This window comes from Streptomyces sp. NPDC032822, from assembly GCF_055578825.1.
In genome coordinates this window covers 318,425-333,181 of record NZ_JBVIOL010000001.1, presented here as the reverse complement: position 1 = coordinate 333,181, position 14,757 = coordinate 318,425, and the positions used below count along the sequence as shown (strand labels likewise).

Annotated in this window: 31 protein-coding genes; 26 read left to right on the top strand and 5 right to left on the bottom strand. The window is 71.2% G+C overall.

Features of this window, described 5'->3' with window-relative positions:
- Positions 1 to 5: 5 nt before the first annotated feature.
- From ACZ5VD_RS01755 to ACZ5VD_RS01730, 6 genes are read left to right on the top strand one after another with little or no spacing between them, the layout of a single operon-like run.
- A complete protein-coding gene (locus ACZ5VD_RS01755) occupies positions 6 to 332 on the top strand; it encodes a hypothetical protein (RefSeq protein ID WP_468680157.1) in 327 nt (108 codons plus the stop codon).
- Positions 325 to 765: a hypothetical protein gene (locus ACZ5VD_RS01750; RefSeq protein ID WP_468680155.1), complete on the top strand. Its 441-nt coding sequence runs from the start codon at positions 325 to 327 to the stop codon at positions 763 to 765. Before ACZ5VD_RS01755 ends, ACZ5VD_RS01750 begins: the two co-directional genes overlap by 8 nt.
- A 15-nt stretch (positions 766 to 780) precedes the next feature.
- On the top strand, positions 781 to 1,368 hold the full coding sequence (locus ACZ5VD_RS01745) for a hypothetical protein (RefSeq protein ID WP_468680153.1): 588 nt from the start codon (positions 781 to 783) through the stop codon (positions 1,366 to 1,368).
- A complete protein-coding gene (locus ACZ5VD_RS01740; protein ID WP_468680150.1) occupies positions 1,365 to 2,054 on the top strand; it encodes a hypothetical protein in 690 nt (229 codons plus the stop codon). Before ACZ5VD_RS01745 ends, ACZ5VD_RS01740 begins: the two co-directional genes overlap by 4 nt.
- Positions 2,054 to 2,410 carry a hypothetical protein gene (locus tag ACZ5VD_RS01735; RefSeq protein WP_468680148.1) on the top strand — a complete coding sequence of 119 codons (357 nt, stop codon included), beginning with the start codon at positions 2,054 to 2,056 and terminating at the stop codon, positions 2,408 to 2,410. The genes ACZ5VD_RS01740 and ACZ5VD_RS01735 overlap by 1 nt, the downstream gene beginning before the upstream one ends.
- A gap of 48 nt (positions 2,411 to 2,458) precedes the next feature.
- Positions 2,459 to 3,145, top strand: a complete 687-nt coding sequence (locus ACZ5VD_RS01730) for a hypothetical protein (RefSeq protein ID WP_468680147.1) — start codon at positions 2,459 to 2,461, stop codon at positions 3,143 to 3,145.
- 86 nt (positions 3,146 to 3,231) lie between these two features.
- On the opposite strand, the gene ACZ5VD_RS01725 is transcribed toward ACZ5VD_RS01730, so the two are convergent.
- Together ACZ5VD_RS01725 and ACZ5VD_RS01720 are read right to left on the bottom strand one after the other, a co-directional pair.
- Entirely contained in the window at positions 3,232 to 3,447 is a 216-nt protein-coding gene (locus ACZ5VD_RS01725; RefSeq protein ID WP_468680145.1) for a hypothetical protein, read from the bottom strand.
- 41 nt (positions 3,448 to 3,488) lie between these two features.
- The gene (locus ACZ5VD_RS01720) at positions 3,489 to 3,746 is read right to left on the bottom strand and encodes a hypothetical protein (protein ID WP_468680143.1); all 258 of its coding nucleotides are present in this window, start codon (positions 3,744 to 3,746) and stop codon (positions 3,489 to 3,491) included.
- A 149-nt stretch (positions 3,747 to 3,895) separates the two neighbouring features.
- Here ACZ5VD_RS01720 and ACZ5VD_RS01715 point away from each other — a divergent pair, with 149 nt between their 5' ends.
- The 5 genes from ACZ5VD_RS01715 (at position 3,896) to ACZ5VD_RS01695 (ending at position 8,059) form a co-directional block, all read left to right on the top strand.
- Positions 3,896 to 4,186, top strand: a complete 291-nt coding sequence (locus ACZ5VD_RS01715; RefSeq protein ID WP_468680141.1) for a hypothetical protein — start codon at positions 3,896 to 3,898, stop codon at positions 4,184 to 4,186.
- A 463-nt stretch (positions 4,187 to 4,649) separates the two neighbouring features.
- Complete coding sequence (locus ACZ5VD_RS01710) at positions 4,650 to 6,299, top strand: hypothetical protein (RefSeq protein ID WP_468680139.1); 1,650 nt, start codon at positions 4,650 to 4,652, stop codon at positions 6,297 to 6,299.
- Between the two features lie 130 nt (positions 6,300 to 6,429).
- Positions 6,430 to 6,957, top strand: a complete 528-nt coding sequence (locus ACZ5VD_RS01705) for a hypothetical protein (RefSeq protein WP_468680136.1) — start codon at positions 6,430 to 6,432, stop codon at positions 6,955 to 6,957.
- Positions 6,954 to 7,466: a hypothetical protein gene (locus ACZ5VD_RS01700; RefSeq protein ID WP_468680134.1), complete on the top strand. Its 513-nt coding sequence runs from the start codon at positions 6,954 to 6,956 to the stop codon at positions 7,464 to 7,466. The genes ACZ5VD_RS01705 and ACZ5VD_RS01700 overlap by 4 nt, the downstream gene beginning before the upstream one ends.
- Positions 7,463 to 8,059 (top strand): hypothetical protein, encoded by a 597-nt coding sequence (locus ACZ5VD_RS01695; protein ID WP_468680132.1) that lies wholly within the window; start codon positions 7,463 to 7,465, stop codon positions 8,057 to 8,059. Before ACZ5VD_RS01700 ends, ACZ5VD_RS01695 begins: the two co-directional genes overlap by 4 nt.
- A 94-nt stretch (positions 8,060 to 8,153) precedes the next feature.
- On the opposite strand, the gene ACZ5VD_RS01690 is transcribed toward ACZ5VD_RS01695, so the two are convergent.
- On the bottom strand, positions 8,154 to 8,372 hold the full coding sequence (locus ACZ5VD_RS01690; RefSeq protein ID WP_468680130.1) for a hypothetical protein: 219 nt from the start codon (positions 8,370 to 8,372) through the stop codon (positions 8,154 to 8,156).
- A gap of 43 nt (positions 8,373 to 8,415) precedes the next feature.
- Here ACZ5VD_RS01690 and ACZ5VD_RS01685 point away from each other — a divergent pair, with 43 nt between their 5' ends.
- Entirely contained in the window at positions 8,416 to 8,577 is a 162-nt protein-coding gene (locus ACZ5VD_RS01685; protein WP_468680128.1) for a hypothetical protein, read from the top strand.
- 141 nt (positions 8,578 to 8,718) lie between these two features.
- Complete coding sequence (locus tag ACZ5VD_RS01680) at positions 8,719 to 9,351, top strand: hypothetical protein (protein ID WP_468680126.1); 633 nt, start codon at positions 8,719 to 8,721, stop codon at positions 9,349 to 9,351.
- A 95-nt stretch (positions 9,352 to 9,446) separates the two neighbouring features.
- Here the strand turns inward: ACZ5VD_RS01680 and ACZ5VD_RS01675 are convergent, their stop codons facing one another.
- On the bottom strand, positions 9,447 to 10,091 hold the full coding sequence (locus tag ACZ5VD_RS01675; RefSeq protein WP_468680125.1) for a hypothetical protein: 645 nt from the start codon (positions 10,089 to 10,091) through the stop codon (positions 9,447 to 9,449).
- 7 nt (positions 10,092 to 10,098) lie between these two features.
- Positions 10,099 to 10,341, bottom strand: coding sequence for a hypothetical protein (locus tag ACZ5VD_RS01670; protein ID WP_468680124.1), 243 nt, complete (start codon positions 10,339 to 10,341; stop codon positions 10,099 to 10,101).
- 125 nt (positions 10,342 to 10,466) lie between these two features.
- Here ACZ5VD_RS01670 and ACZ5VD_RS01665 point away from each other — a divergent pair, with 125 nt between their 5' ends.
- The 13 genes from ACZ5VD_RS01665 to ACZ5VD_RS01605 all read left to right on the top strand — a co-directional run bounded on the left by ACZ5VD_RS01665 (position 10,467) and on the right by ACZ5VD_RS01605 (position 14,535).
- Entirely contained in the window at positions 10,467 to 10,682 is a 216-nt protein-coding gene (locus ACZ5VD_RS01665; protein WP_468680122.1) for a hypothetical protein, read from the top strand.
- Between the two features lie 229 nt (positions 10,683 to 10,911).
- The gene (locus ACZ5VD_RS01660; protein ID WP_468680120.1) at positions 10,912 to 11,274 is read left to right on the top strand and encodes a hypothetical protein; all 363 of its coding nucleotides are present in this window, start codon (positions 10,912 to 10,914) and stop codon (positions 11,272 to 11,274) included.
- A 3-nt stretch (positions 11,275 to 11,277) separates the two neighbouring features.
- Entirely contained in the window at positions 11,278 to 11,568 is a 291-nt protein-coding gene (locus tag ACZ5VD_RS01655) for an HNH endonuclease (protein WP_468680118.1), read from the top strand.
- Positions 11,569 to 11,570: 2 nt separating this feature from the next.
- On the top strand, positions 11,571 to 11,969 hold the full coding sequence (locus tag ACZ5VD_RS01650; protein ID WP_468680116.1) for a hypothetical protein: 399 nt from the start codon (positions 11,571 to 11,573) through the stop codon (positions 11,967 to 11,969).
- Between the two features lie 24 nt (positions 11,970 to 11,993).
- Complete coding sequence (locus ACZ5VD_RS01645) at positions 11,994 to 12,239, top strand: hypothetical protein (protein ID WP_468680115.1); 246 nt, start codon at positions 11,994 to 11,996, stop codon at positions 12,237 to 12,239.
- A gap of 2 nt (positions 12,240 to 12,241) precedes the next feature.
- Positions 12,242 to 12,457, top strand: a complete 216-nt coding sequence (locus tag ACZ5VD_RS01640; RefSeq protein ID WP_468680113.1) for a hypothetical protein — start codon at positions 12,242 to 12,244, stop codon at positions 12,455 to 12,457.
- Between the two features lie 2 nt (positions 12,458 to 12,459).
- A complete protein-coding gene (locus ACZ5VD_RS01635; RefSeq protein ID WP_468680111.1) occupies positions 12,460 to 12,873 on the top strand; it encodes a hypothetical protein in 414 nt (137 codons plus the stop codon).
- Positions 12,866 to 13,081 carry a hypothetical protein gene (locus ACZ5VD_RS01630; RefSeq protein ID WP_468680109.1) on the top strand — a complete coding sequence of 72 codons (216 nt, stop codon included), beginning with the start codon at positions 12,866 to 12,868 and terminating at the stop codon, positions 13,079 to 13,081. Before ACZ5VD_RS01635 ends, ACZ5VD_RS01630 begins: the two co-directional genes overlap by 8 nt.
- A 2-nt stretch (positions 13,082 to 13,083) precedes the next feature.
- Positions 13,084 to 13,308: a hypothetical protein gene (locus ACZ5VD_RS01625; protein WP_468680107.1), complete on the top strand. Its 225-nt coding sequence runs from the start codon at positions 13,084 to 13,086 to the stop codon at positions 13,306 to 13,308.
- The gene (locus ACZ5VD_RS01620; protein WP_468680105.1) at positions 13,305 to 13,520 is read left to right on the top strand and encodes a hypothetical protein; all 216 of its coding nucleotides are present in this window, start codon (positions 13,305 to 13,307) and stop codon (positions 13,518 to 13,520) included. Before ACZ5VD_RS01625 ends, ACZ5VD_RS01620 begins: the two co-directional genes overlap by 4 nt.
- A gap of 3 nt (positions 13,521 to 13,523) precedes the next feature.
- Entirely contained in the window at positions 13,524 to 13,718 is a 195-nt protein-coding gene (locus ACZ5VD_RS01615; protein WP_468680103.1) for a hypothetical protein, read from the top strand.
- Between the two features lie 61 nt (positions 13,719 to 13,779).
- Positions 13,780 to 14,058, top strand: a complete 279-nt coding sequence (locus ACZ5VD_RS01610; protein ID WP_468680101.1) for a DUF4873 domain-containing protein — start codon at positions 13,780 to 13,782, stop codon at positions 14,056 to 14,058.
- Positions 14,059 to 14,094: 36 nt separating this feature from the next.
- Positions 14,095 to 14,535 carry an AAA family ATPase gene (locus ACZ5VD_RS01605; RefSeq protein WP_468680099.1) on the top strand — a complete coding sequence of 147 codons (441 nt, stop codon included), beginning with the start codon at positions 14,095 to 14,097 and terminating at the stop codon, positions 14,533 to 14,535.
- The last annotated feature ends 222 nt before the right edge of the window (positions 14,536 to 14,757 follow it).

The window sequence follows — 14,757 nt, the reverse complement described above, 5'->3', positions numbered from 1 at the left end:
AAGCCGTGACACCCCATCAGCGCACCGCCCTCGCCTGCCGCACGGCGGCCCTCGCCACCCTCGGCAGCTCCTGCTGGATGGGCGCGGAGCAAGAGTGGATTCTCGCCGTCGTACTCCTGTGGGGCGCGGCGTTCCTCACCTACGTTGGAGGCTGCTACCAGCAGCAGCACCTCCTCGAGCGGGCCCGGCACGAGAGAGCACGCCAGGAGGCCGCGCTCGGCGGGTGGATCGTGCCCACCCCGGCGGTGCCGTGCTGCTCGTTCTGGAAGCACTCCGACGGCCAGGTCCACGCACCCGACTGCACGGAGCGGCTGGGGGCAGGCCGTGGCTGAGTTGCTCGTCTACCGGTACCTGTGCCCGCTGTGCGCGAACGGTGACATGGGGCCGTCCACGGGGCGGTGCCTGCACTGCGGCGGTGCGGGCCTCACCAACGACGTCGAGCACTTCCCGCCGGACATGGTCGTCGAGGCGCCCGTCCCGCCCGGCGTGATGCGCACCGCCTGCCGCGACTGTGCGTTCCGGCCGGGCTCGCCGGAGCTCGAGGACGGTGGCGCGTGCTTCCCGGAGGACAGCCCGTTCTGGTGCCACCACGGCACCGCCCGGGGCTACGGCGGCAGCAACGTCCCGTACGGCGCGTGGCGGCCGGACGGCCACCCCCGTGACATCCCGCTCGGCGAGCTGATCTGCGCCGGCTGGTGGGCCAACCAACTCGGCCGGCCCCTGCCGACCGAGCCCTTCCGCGACACCGACACGAAGGAGGACTGACTCATGCACGACCCCATGACCGTCGCATTCGAGATCCGCTCGCCATGGCCCAGGACCGACACATGGAAGACCAAGCAGGCCGCCACGGCCGGCATTCGCTGGAAGACCGGAGACGCGTTCTGGGTGCTCGCCGGGCGTGGCCTGTACTTCCCCAGCCTGATCACCGTGTGGCATCGCGACCCGTCCGGCTACGACCACACCACGTGCCGGGCCAAGCGGTGGCGCCTGCACCTCCACCACTGGCGCATCCAGGTCCGCCCGCTACAGGAACTGCGGCGCCGTCTCCTCACTCACTGTGCCTGGTGCTCTGGCCGCCACACCAAGACCGACCCGGTCAACCGCTCCCACACCTGGGACGGGCCCCGCGGCCGGTGGTGGAGAGGCGAGACCGGTCTGTTCCACGCGGACTGCTCGGCCATCAAGACCGCGCACGCCACCTGTACCTGCCATGACCCCGTCCTGGACCACGACGGCTACGGCCGATGCGCCCGCTGTAACCGGCACCGTGGCTTCGGCACCACGCCCGAACGCCTCGCCCGCAGCCGCGACCTCGCAGCCATCCCCGAAGGCCACCGCAGCCTTCCGACGGAGCTGCAGCCATGAGTAGCAGCTTCAGCGTTCCGTGCCTGTCCCACGATCCCGCGATCATCGCCTACGACCCTGACTCCAACCGGCCCGAGCAGGCCGAGGACGCCATCCGCAAGGGCATCAGCGGGCACCCGGACTGCGACCTGATGATCGTCCGCAGCTCCGGGGCGCCCGTCGAGGTCGGCTGCCCCGGCCACGGCTTCGCCGACACCCGAGCGCGCTGGTGCCGCAGCCATGCCCACACCGAGTGGGTCGAGGTTGGCTGGCTGCACGTTCTGGCCCACGCACGCCTGGCCGGCGCCCTGCCCGAGCACATCGCCCGTCACCACGACCTGTCCTGCTGGACCGAGCAGCGGCTTCGGCGCCTGCGCCACGAGCTCGGCCTCGAACTGCCGGAGCAGGTGGACGAGCCAGGCCCTGTGCCGCACGGGCTAGTCCACCAGGAGACGAACACGCAGGCAGACGCCCCGCAGGGGGTGGACGAGCCACAGGATGCCGCGGCCGGCATCGGACTGCCAGCGTGGCGACAAGACCCGGACCACTCCACCTGGTCCGTACAGGTCGGCGGGGCCGTCCTCACCGTGCCCGCGGCCGTGAGCCCAGCCCGCCGCGACCAACTGCTGTTCGCCTTCGCCCAGTTCGACCACGGCGTCCTCGCCATGGACCAGATCCGTGCGGAACTGTCCGGACAGGAGTACTGATGCACCCCGGCGAGCACTACTGGACCACCGACCCCAGTAGCAGCGAGTGGCAGAGCTGCGCTCACGAGGGGTGCACGGCCAAGCGGCATCGCCCACTCCGCGACAGCAACGACGCCACCCGCTGCCCGAACACGCAGGACGGCACCCACCAGTGGCAGCCCGTCAGCTTCCGCTTCGAGAGCCAACTCCTCGACTCCCAGGGGCGCGTGCAGATCCGGCAGCCGACCATCGACGACGGCCGCGTGTACGTGGTGTGCATGCCCTGCCGCTCCCACAGCTACGTCGAGACCGCATGGGTGGGCTACTTCATCGGCTACCCGTACATCGAGGAAGACCTCGAGCGCCAGGCCCCATGAGCCCCACCACCCCACCCCGTACAACCCGCAGGAAGGCGGACCGACCCCATGATCTGCACCCTGTGCAAACACCGCACCCTCGATCACCTCTACATCTGCCCCGACTGCATGCTCGACACCCTCGACCGTCTCCGCCGCCTGCCCCGCCTGTGGGCTGCCCTCGAGGCTTGGCTCACCCCCGGCCGGTCCGGCAGTGCCCAGTACGGCGGCCGCGTCCGCCGCGCCGAAGCACCTCTTCCCCTCGACAGCGAGGTCCTCACCCTGCGCGCCGCCGGCGGGATCGCCGGCGTCCTTGAGGACTGGCACGACGCCGTCTGTGAGGCCCGCAACCTGCCCCGACCTCAGCGCGCCGCGTCCCTCGGACACCGTGTCCGCGCCGCGGCGGCCGGCCTCGTCGCGCAGATCCACTTCATCGTGCTCTGGGAGCAGGGCGGACAACTGGGTCTGGAGGTCCGCCAGTTGGTGGAGCGCGTACGGCAGGTCGTCGAGCCCGGCCGTGACCCCGACCGTGAGCAGCCGCCCACACTGCTCGGCTACTGCATCGCCGTCGACCAGTCCGGCGTGATCTGCGGGGCGAAGATCTACGCGAACATGACCACGACCGTGCAGTGCACGTGGTGTCTGTGCCCCTACCCGCCGAGCACGTGGCTCGCACTACGCCACCACCAGCCCACGCGCACCCAGTCCGCCCCCGAAGCGGCCGCCGAGGAGGGCCCTCTCCGGTCCGCTGCCTGACAGCACGAGGCCCGCCGTCCTCATGGGGTGCGGCGGGCCGTCGAGGGTGCCCCCTCTGTGCGTTCTCGACCGTACGCGCAGGTCGGTCAACGCGTCCATACCTCCGGCCCGCCCTCACGCCACTCGATCAACGCGCTGCGGACCACGTCCATCTCGTCCCAGCCTTGCAGGCCGGCCGTCTGAAGCAGCGCCACGACGTCCTGTACCGAGTACGCCAGCCCGAGGATCGCTCCATCGACGCGCACGCGGCGACCGCCCTGATCGTCAGGCGGGTAGATCACTACGGGAATCGCGGACGTCATGGGTCCAGAGTCGCCGTGCAGCTCGCCTGCCGCATGCCGGGCTACTCCGCGGGGTCGTTCTTCGGCAGATCCGTGCGCTCTCCCTGCCTCTTGACGCGCTTCTGGAAGTACGGCGCGGCAAGCCGCCAGTCCACCACCTTGGACCGGCCGACGAGCACGACGGGCGGAAAGGCCGGGTCCTCGCGAGACAGCTGCGACACCCGCTGGTGACTCATCCGCTCCTCGATGCCTTCGGCAACGACACGGCGCGCGACCTCGCTCAACGACAGCAACTCAGGCCCTCCTTCAGCCTCGGGCATGGCACCATCTTCCCGCACTTCCTAGCCATATAGCTAGGAAGTCGCTACGCTCGTTCTCGGTAAAGGGAAAACCCCTCGGCCCACTACGGAGCGGGAACTCCGGGCCGAGGGGTGGACCCGCCTCGAAGCGATCGAAGGAGCAGGTCCGCATGGAGCGTACCCAGCCCAGCCCCCTCGGCGAAGTCCTCGCCGAACCGAGCTACGCCTTGCAGATCGTCACCGTCGCCGCGCGCCTCCTCCTGCGCGGCTGCGTCGACCCCGTCACACCGTGGAACCTCGACGCCGACCTCACCACCGCCGAGGAGACGATCGTCGGCACTCTGCCCGAGGCCGTGCGCCACACCGCGTCCCTCCGCGCCCGCTCGGTCCTCCCGCCCCTCACCGGGAGCCGCGGCGAGTACGCCCTCGTCCTGAACCGCGCCGCGCGGAACCTCGGATGAGAGGGCGATACGGGCGCCAGCACGCCCAAACCGCCGAGCTGGTCCGGCAGATGCTCATCGAGATGGCCGAGCGCCTCGAGGCCCACCGCCCCGGCGTGCCGCTCACCGCGGTCGGCCGGATCGCCCTGATCCAGGCGACCACCATGTCGCCCCCGCTCGCCACCGCACTGCGAGCGAAGGCGCCGGAGATCACCGAACCGATCACCCGCCGCGCCTACGCCCAGCTGCTGCGCCAGGCAGCCGAGCCAGCCCCGCACCCGCGCCGAGCGGGTGGCCGAGCTGCACGACGTGTGCGACCAGGACTACACCGACGCCGAGTCCAAGCGTGCGAGGCAGGACCACCGCGACGGTGCCCAGGGCCAGGCCGACACACCCGAGGCCTGAACCACCCCTCCCAGCCGGCGGTCCCGCGTCCCACCCCCGCGCGGGACCGCCCCCCACCTTCTTCGTCCTTGGAGCCCACGTGTCTCTGGACCAGTCCCTCGCATGGTCGGCCAGCCACCCCATGGCGGCCCTCCTGGCCGCGGGCGTCCTCGTCGTACTCCTCACCGCCACCTGCGCATTCATCATCCACCGGACCAGCGGCGCCGTCCTCACCGCCGGCATCGGCGCCCTCGTCGCCACCGCGTTCTCCGCCGACACCTCCTGGCGATTCGCCGGCCACGAACTCGGCATGACCAACGGCGAGCGCGCCGCCCTCTTCGCCGCCGGTGAGATCGCCCTCATCGCGTGCGCGGTCATGGCCCGCGCCAACAAGAAGGCCACCGCCACCGCGACGGAGGCTGGCACCCCGGGCGTGCCCGGCGTCCTCGTCTGGTGCATCACCGGTGTGCAGCTGGTGCCCGCGTTCGCCGAGTCCGGCGTCTGGGGCGGCCTGATCCGTTCCGTGTTCGGCCCGGTCATGGCCGCCCTGCTCTGGCACCTCGCCATGGGCCTGGAGATCCGGGTCACCAAGCCGGAGGCCCTGTCCACCGGACTGCCCGCACAGATCGGGCACGAACTCCGCGAGCGACTCCTGTCCTACCTCGGCCTCGCCGTCCGCGGCCGCACCGCAGCTCAGGTCTCCCGTGACCGCGCCACCGTCCGCGCCGTACGCCTGGCCTCCCGCCGGCACCTCGGCGTCTGGGGACACGCCGCCCTCAAGGCCTCCGTACACCGGTCCGGCGCCGCCGTCGACGGCACCCAACGCCACGACCTCCTGCAGCAGCTCGCCGCCCGCCGCGGCGCCGCCGAACTGCGCACCGTATCCGTCGTCTCACCCTGGCTACCCCAGCCCGTACCTGAGCCCTACCCGGCTACCCCGCTCGGCGTCACCGGCGCCCAACTACGCCGGATGGACCCCCTCAACGCGATCCTCCTGATCCACGCCGCGCACCCCAACGCCACACCGGCCGAGCTCGCCGCGCTGTCGACCGAGTACGGCGTACCCGTATCCGAGGCACAGGTACAGGTAGCCCTCCACGCCGTACCCGCTCCCCTACCCGAGGTACAGCAGACCCCCGTACCCGCCCGGGTACAGACGGCCCCGCACCCCGAGCTGTTCGCCACGCCATACGCCGCCCCAGCCGCGCTACCCGCCATGCACCGGGCCGTACCCGACACCATCGAGTACGCCTACCAGCACGGTGACCTGCACCTCGACCTCACCACCGAGACCGAGGTACGCGCCGAGCACGCCTGCGCCGTACCCGCCGCGATGATCCGCCCCACCCGTACCCGCAGTGAGGTACACGCCCGCGTACCCGACGTGCTGGAGCAGCTCGAGGAGGTCGCCAACGCCAGCAGCGGCGTCCGCGCCTACCTCGCCGGCCTCAGCCCCGAGGACCTCGCCGACGAGCTCGCCGAGTCTCAGGCGGGACCCGCACCCACGGCCATACCCGTACGCGAGGTACACCCCGCGCCTCAGGTACAGCGCGTACCCAAGGCGCCAGGTACGGCGAGTGCAGGTGGGTTCGATGCCCTACTCGCCCGGGCCCAGAAAGTCGACGCCGCCCACCGCCAGGACCACGGCCGCCCCGCGTCAATCCACACCCTCAAGACCGAGCTGCACATCGGCCAGCCCAAGGCCCAGCAGATCCGCGCAGCCCTCGACAGCACCCGCCAGGGCCGCTGATGACCACGACAGGTCTCTGCCTGTGAGCCGGGCGCCCGAGCCGGACGAGCGCCGCGTGCGCCACCTCCTGGCCCGGCTCGGCGCCCGGCCCTTCGGCCACTCCCATCCCATGGACCCAAGGACACCACCGATGCCCCACGGGCCCCGCCGCCCCATCCAGCCGACCCGGATCATCCCGGCCGGCACCCCACTGCCCAATCGCGCCCCGGCCCCGGCCTCAGCCCCTCCGGCCGTCGCGCCCCCTCCGCCCCCGCCACCGGCTGCTCCGCCACCCACGGGCATCGTCGAGGTCCGGCACGTCCACCAGGTCCTCCTCGTCGACCCCGAGCCGGAACCCGAGCCCGGCCTGTGGGCACGCCTGTGGGACCACCTCGTCACCTGGCGCATGATCGGCGCCATCGTCGCCGCCCTCACCCCATGGGCAGGCGGCCACAGCCCGGTCGGGATCTGGTCCCGCACCGTCCACCAGGCCCGCACCGAGGCCGGCATCGGCGCCGCCTACGTCATCGCCGCCGTCGCCCTCGCCGCCGCCGTCGCCCTGGACCGGCGCACCGGCCGCTTCCTGCCCCGCTTCCTCCTGGTCACGGCCGGGCTCGGCGCCTTCGGCGTCCTGCACTGGTACGACCCGATCTACCTGCTCACCGGAGTCTCACGATGACCGCCACCACCGGCCTCACCCTCGGCGGCCTCCTGGTCGCCCTGCTCATCCTGATCGCGAACCTCCACCCCTGGTGGACCGGCGGCCGCGACATGGCCCAGCTCTCCTCCTTCGGGAAGGGAGCCGCCGCCGGCGCCTGCACCGCCGCCTGCCCCGGCGGCATCCTCGGCTGGGCCCACTCCCGCTCCGGCACCCTCGCCAACGGCGCCGGAGAACGCACCAGCGCGGCCGCCGCAGGCACGACCTCCTCCGAAGGCCTCACCAGCGGCCAGCTCGTCGGCCTCGGCAGCACCGGCGCCATCATCGCCGTACTCGCAGTCTTCCTCGTCGGCCTGGCCTACAAGGGCGCAGGCAAGAAGGACAAGCGGCGCATCATCGGCGGCGCGTACGTGGCCTCCGTGCTCTGCCTGACCGCAGGCGTCGCCGGCGCCCTCGCCTGGCTCCCCGGCGCCCTCAACGCGGCCGGCGACGGCGTCAAGGCCGCCATCGAGGGGTCTGGTCTCCTGTGACTCTGACCCGTCTCGCCCGGCCGGCCGCCCGTCTCGCCACCGGATCCACGGTCCTCGCCCGCCGCCTCGGCACCCACGCCGCGGCCTGGGTCGCCCGCGGCCGCCGCACCGACCTCACCGGCTGGAAGGCCGCCCTCGGCTGCTGGGCCCGCCTCGGACTCCTCGCCCTCGCCGCCTACATCCTGTGGCGCCTCCTGCGCGCCATACCCGCCCTGCTGTGGCTCCTCACCGCCTGGTGGACCGCCGCCGCCTGGCGCGCCGGCCGCCCCACCGATGAGCCCTCCGCCGAGGCCGCCGACAGCCCCGCTCCGGCGCCCGACCGGGAGGCCGTACGGACCCTCCTGCTGCAGGTGATGGGGGACGCCCCCGCGGTGCACCTGCGGACCGTCCTCGCCCGCCTGCAGCAGGAGGGCCACTGGGAGGGCCGCTCAGTCACCGACATGCGCCTGCGCCTGGCCCACCTGGACATCCCCCACGAGCGCGGCGTGAAGGTGGGCGGGATCCCCACCTGGGGGGTCCGCCGGAGCGACCTCGAGACCCCTTCCCCGACCCCCGCCCCGGAGGCATCTCCCGCGCCGTCTACCGCCGCCTGACCTGCACGTCTACCGGACCATCTACCGCCGTCTACCGGCCGATCTACCCGGCATCTGCCCAAGGGAGAACTCCTCCGTGCAGACCAGCCACCAGTCAGTCCGCGACTACATCGCCGCCCGAGAGTGCGGCGACCGCGCCGAGACCGAGCGACTCAAGAGCGAGGCAATCGCCCGCTTCGAAACCCGCACCACGGACGGCACCGAGCTCCGCGACATGACCAAAGGCCTCGATGACCGTGCCGTTCGGCCAGCAGACCTGACCCTCCACTGCCCCCGGGGCGGGCCGCTCCATCCGCCAAGAGAGCGCGGCCACGCCCCGGTTCCCACCCATCCCGAGAGACAGGAGGACCGCCATCATGGCGTTCCGTAGGACCGGATCCCAAGAGGAACTGCGCGCGAAGATGACACCAGAGCAGCTCGCCCGGCACGCCACCGACTATCAGGCGTCCAGGGGCGGGCACTTCCCCGCCGCGAAGAAGCCCGTGCCTGGCACTCCGGACAAGCCGCGCAAGAGCTGACCGCCTGCCACACTGGGAGTGTTCAGCGAAGAAGGCCCATCACGATTCCCCCGTCGTGGTGGGCTTTCGCCGTTCACGTCCCGGTTTGCCGGTTTCGGCGGCTACGATCCCGCCCACCTGCCCACCATCCCTGGGGGAACCATGAGCAACGCCACACCGCCAAATTCGCCACCGCCCGGGCCGCTGGCGCCGCCGAAGAAATCCCGCACCACCGCGGTCATCATCGGGTCGGCTGCCGCCGTCATCGCCGTGATCATCGGCACCGGAATCGTGGTGGTGAACTCCCGCGACGACAGCAGTCCGGCTGTGGCGGAGACGAGCGCACCGGCCGAGGAGACCGTCACCGCGGCCGAGGAACCGGAGGCCTCCCCGTCGGGCACAGGGCCGGAAGTGTTCGGGCTCTCCGAAGGGGTGAAGTACGAGACCGGGGTGGAGGTCGGCCTGTCAAAGTTCCAGCGGGCGACGTCGAGCTCGGACGCGGCGCCGAAGAACACGCCGTACGTGAAGTTCACCGTGAAGATCAAGAACGGCAGTGACGCCACGGTCGATACCAGGCTGATGAGGGTGAGCTGCTCGTACGGGATTGACGGGCAGAGCAGCGACTCGGTGTTCGACGAAGGGCTGAGCGGTTCGCCGACGACAAAGCTGTTGGCCGGCAGGTCACTGTCCGTGGCATGGGGGTGCGCGTTGCCGAAGGGGGAGCAGGTGTTGCAGGTGGAGGTGACACTTGACTACGAGTCAGAGACTGCGATCTTCACGGGCAAGGTGAAGTAGCGCGGACAACAGTACCGTCGAGGACGTCACGCAAGGCCGCCGTCCCGGCGACCGACTCGTCCGTGCAGAACTGTCAACCAGTCCCTGAACAGGGATTACTCAGGGCCCCGGTTGCGCAGCCGCCGTGACGACAGCCGCCGCCAGAACGCTTCCCTGGGCCGGTCAACGTCCGGCGTGACGTCCAGCCAACCCTTCGCGGTCTCCATGACGCGCTCCACCGTCGAGTCGAGCTCCGCCGCCCGGTTGATGAACCGCCAGGCCAGTTCCCGGCCCCCCGCCGTATCGCGCTCCGTTGCAATGCACCAGGCCTCAAGGGTGTTCCTGACGCCCACCACCTGGGACACCAAGCTGTCTGCCGTGGTGCGCTCCGTCCCGCCCACGGAGAGCCGAAGCAGGGAGTGCTGGAACATCAGATCCTTCATCACCTCGTCCACGGCTGCACGTGCCTCCCGAGCCTCACTCCCGGGCCCGATGCCCTGGGCTCCGGCCAGTTGAATCGACGCCATCCAGGTGCTGTAGGCATGGGTCATGGCGACGCGAGTCTGTTCCACGCTGCTGAAGAACGCCGCGTACGCCTCACGCCGGTACTGCCAGCGCGCATCGAACCTTTGCCCGCGGACCTGCATGCGGACCGCCTCGAGGGCGGCGCGCGCCTGAGAGCGGGCACCCAGCCAGCCGATGACCCCGCCAACTGCTGTGGCAGTGGCACCGACCAGCGCCCCTTGGATCTGTGGGTCCACGCCGCTCCTAGCCGTAGTACTGGTCGGTGTAGGCCGGCCCGCCCGGCTCGTCCTCGCAACCCTGATCACGGTCCGGACTCCCGCCATGACTGATCACGAACACGTACCCCTGCCTCAGGTCGCAGCCCTTCTCCGTCCACGAGTTCGCCGTGATCGTCCACACGAGCAGCAGGAACAGGGCAGCGACGATCTTCTGCGTACGGGAGGGCCGCCAACCTCTGGCCGCACTGGCCTCACTGGTGTCTGACATGCGCGCGATTGTGGCGTGCGCACCCTATGCGCCGCGCGAGAGTGACGAGTTCGTGACCCACGCACCGGCCGACGCACCCGCCCCGCACACCGCGCACCCCGAACACCTGTCGCACCATGGGCCACATGGAGTACACGCACCTCCCACCCGGCCTCCTCACCACCCGCCTGGCCGCCATGGCCTGCGGCGTGGAGCCCGCCACCATCCGCGACTGGGTACGGCGCGGCCTCCTCCATCGCTGCGGAGGCTCACCCCGCCGCCCCCTCTACCGCGTCGGCGACGTCATGACCGCCAAGATCGCCGCGAAGCCCACACGAGCAGGCCAGCGCGCCACGCGGTAAACCCTGCTTGACGTGCGACGATCCGTGCGCCACGATCTTCCCGCACACCCATGTCCAAAACCGGACATCCAAATACGCACCGCGAAGGCCCCGGAGACCTGAACTCCGGGGCCTTCGCCGTGCCCGCGCCCGCCGTACGACGGCCGCTCAGGCCGGCACCCACCACTGGGGAGTTGAGGGGCGCCGGCACCCGTACGGCGGGCGCACCCCCACTCTCCGGGAGCCCCGCATGCCCGACGCGCCACCCACCGCCTTCGACCGGCCCGCAGCACTCCACAACGCCCAACAGCGCGCCTACGAGCACGCCCACGCCGCCCAGGAGCACTACGACCAGGCCGAGCAGCTCCGGGAGCGCGCCGACCGCACCGGCATCGGCGGCGCCCTGCCCGCCGACTCCTATGCCCGCGCCGAGCGCTCCCGGGCCATGGCCGAGACCTGGGCCCGCGTCGCTACCGCCCTCGCCACCCCGGCCGGCGCCGACGGCCAGCCCACCACGTACGACCTCCACGTCGCCCTGGACCCCGCCAGCGCACGCCAGGCCCTGGACCAGGCCGCAGCCTCCGCCGAGCGCCTCGGCCACAGCCCCACGTAGCCCGTGGCCGCCAACCCGCGCAACGGCCGCCCCTACCGCCGCCTCTGCACCCGGCAGCGCGCCCTGCTCCTGCCCTGCTGGTGGTGTGGCGAGCCCATCCGCTACGACCTCACCGGCTTCGCAGCCCAGCGCCACCGCGACGCCTTTACCCTCGACCACGCCATCCCCTTGTCGAAGGGCGGCGACCTCCTCGACCCCGCCAACGCCCGCTCAGCGCACCGCAAGTGCAACAGCGCCCGCGGCAACCGCACCGACGTCCACCGCCAGCCCGTACGGTCGTCACGGAGGTGGTGAGCATGTCCTTGCCTCTCCTGACACTGTTCAGCAGCAGCCTGCTATCGAAGTGGGGCTTCAACGACGGCGCCGACCCAGACGACTGGCTGGACTACTGCGAGGCCAACGGCGTCGACGACACCAAGGTCGACTTCCCCCTCGTCCAGCTCGTCCGCCGCTACCTGCTGCCGACGATCGAGCAGACAGTCACGGTCGTCGAGATCGAGACCAGCCACAACCCCATCCGCGTCGAGACGCTCGACGGCGAGGACATGACCGAGGTGTGGCACGGCAGGGCGCCAGAGCCCACGCTCACCCCCGAGGCGGTCGACGTACCCATGGCCGACATCCTGCGCCTGGCGCTCGCCGAGGCCGGGCTGACAGAGATGCCTCGCCACACGCCACCCCTGTTCACGTCCTGACCCAGCCCTACAGAGGTGGTGACCATGCCCACGCACGACCAGGCCCGCACCGACCTTGAAGCCCGCATCCTCACCGCCCTGCGCACCCGCTATCCCCGCGTCCTGCGCTGGCACCGGCCAGAGGCCACCGGCCTCGAACGCTGGTTCCGCAACACCATCGACGACCCCCGTAGCGCCCGCGACCGCATCCCCGGCCGCCTTGCCTGCCGGCTACTCCGCCGTCATAACTGGACCTGCATCGCCCCGCCCAAGCACCCACGCCAGTGGTGACCGTGAGCAACGACCCCAGGGGCAAGCTGCAGCCTCGCACCACCTCGCGCCGCCCGGGCCTGTACCGCTCCGACGCGACCGGCCTCGCGTACTGGCTGCGCTACGCGCTCGGCGAGCCCCGCGACTTCGCCTACTGCGCCCCGCGCCGCCTCGCCTGCCGCCTTCTCGGCCGCCACAACGCCACCTGCCGCGGCCGCACCGACCACCCCAGGAGCTGACCGTGAGCGCGGACCCAGACGCCTTCAGCATCGACGTACGCCTCGCCGCCGACCTCACCGTCATCCGCCCCGGCGACACCATCCTCGTCCGCATGCACCGCGACACCCCACGCGAACTGCTGTTCTTCGTCGCGGAGCGGCTCCGCGACCAGTTGCCTGGCGTCGAAGTGCTGATGTTGCCCGGGTCCGAGGGCGTCGAGGTCTACCGGCCATCCGCAGCGGGCTCCGTGCCCGAGGACCAGGAGCCCACGCTCTTGCCCCGCGCCTGGCTGCACCACTGCGGCCACCTCAACAAGGGCACCGACGAGGAGTTCTGCCCCGGCTGCAGGACCGACCTCAACCGCCCGTCCGAGGTCGAGGCCCGCTACGCCCTCGTCCCCGTCCAGGGACCGCCTCGGGAGGCTGACGATGAGTGACCCCGATCGACCCGTGCCGTTCCTCCTGCGCCTGGCTGACGGCCGCGCGTGGGTAGGTGCAGAGTTCCCCGGCGGGTTCGTCTGCGTCCACCACCCCGACGAGCACAACGTCTGCACCATCGCCGTCAGCCTCGACGGCCTGCTCGGCGACGCGAAGCCCGGCACCCCGCTGCACGGCGCACAGGTCGAGGAACGGGAGTGGTGGTGACCATGGCAGCAAACGACCAACCGACGCTCCACCAGGTCGTCGTCGCCGAACTCGGACGAGTGGACGGGACCAAGCTCTTCCTCGGCTCCTACGACGAGGCCGCCACCCAGCTGCTCGCCGCCATCGCCGAGCGCATGCGCGCAGAGACCAGGCCAGCCGACTGCCACTGCGGCGGCTGCGACTCCTGCGCCCAGCAAGCACTCATCGACTGGCTCGACCCACGGTGACGGACAGCCTCTGCAACTGGGACCTGATCGGCTGCACCCCCACCTGCCGCCGCCCACTGCGCCGCTGGCGCTGGCGCGCACCACGCATCTGGACCTGCCCCGGCTGCCACACCCGCTGGACCATCGAAGGCCAGCGCTGGGCCAAGGCCATGTCCCCCACCCAGCTCAGGCGCATCGAAGGCAACCTCGAACTACCCCACATCGAGGAGTGAGCAATGGCAGACGGCATCACCACGGGGACTGTCCAGTGCCCCGAGTGCAAGGAACCCGTGACGTACCCCGTCCAGGTCCGCCACCTCAGCAAGACCAAGGTCGGCGTCGCCATCGACCCGGCTCCGATCCGCGAGCACATGGCCAGCCACCAGGCCCGCTTCGCTACGGATCTGCCACCGACGGCGAGGCCGCGGTAGGCGCACCTCGTACTCGCAGAACCGCCCCGCCGTTGTCAGACCCCTGGGCCACCATGGGCGCATGACGACATACGACGGTCCCGCCACGGTCATCGCGGACGGCACCGAATACGACGTGACCGTCCAACTCACTCTCGCCTCCGGCGGCGGAGGCCTCAAGGAGTGGTACGGATCGATCGAGACCCAGGACGAGGAAGCAGCCTGGAACATTGCGGAGTCCCGTGACGCCAAGCTGCGCATCGACAGCGGCCGCGAGGGCTCCTTCTTCGCTGAACGCTCCGCGGCCGGCTCAACGGGTATGACCATCCAGGGCAGCGGTCGGCCCCCCTTCGGGGACTGACACCCCGCGCCGAGGACCGGGAGGTGGTGACGCGCCGTGCTGTACGTCATCACCGGCCCGCCGGCCGCGGGCAAGTCCAGCTGGATCGAGGCCCGCGCCAAGGCCCGCGACATCGTCATCGACCTGGACCGCATCACCCGCGCCCTCACCGGCCCCGGCGCACCCCAGTGGAACCACGACCCGATCGCGTCCAAGGTCGCGCTGCGCGCCCGCTACGCCGCCATCGACGAGGCGGTCAAGCACCTCGAGGCCGTGGACGTGTACCTGATCCACACCATGCCCAGCCCCACCTGGGTAGCCCGCTACCGCCGCCTCGGTGCCGAGATCATCACGGTCGACCCGGGCGAGCAAGTGGTGCGCGAGCGCGTGCGAGCGATGCGATCGAGCGCGATGGACCGCGTGGTCACCCGCTGGTACCGGCACTACCGCGGAGGCGCCCGGGTGCCGGCAGCCACGCAGTCGTCGCGTGACTGGTGACGCTCCGCCACCCCGCCCGGCCCGTCACGGAGGGCTACGCCGCGGCCCGTTCGGAGCGGCTGGCGCGGCCCGTTCATGATCGCTCGCGTGGCCGACGGGAGAGAGTGGATCAAGAGTTCAGCGGATGACCGGGCGACCCAAACGCCCTTGTCGCTCGGTTCTCTCCCCGCGCCGATCGCTAATCACCGCGAACCGAGTTCGACCCATTTAGCGACCATGATC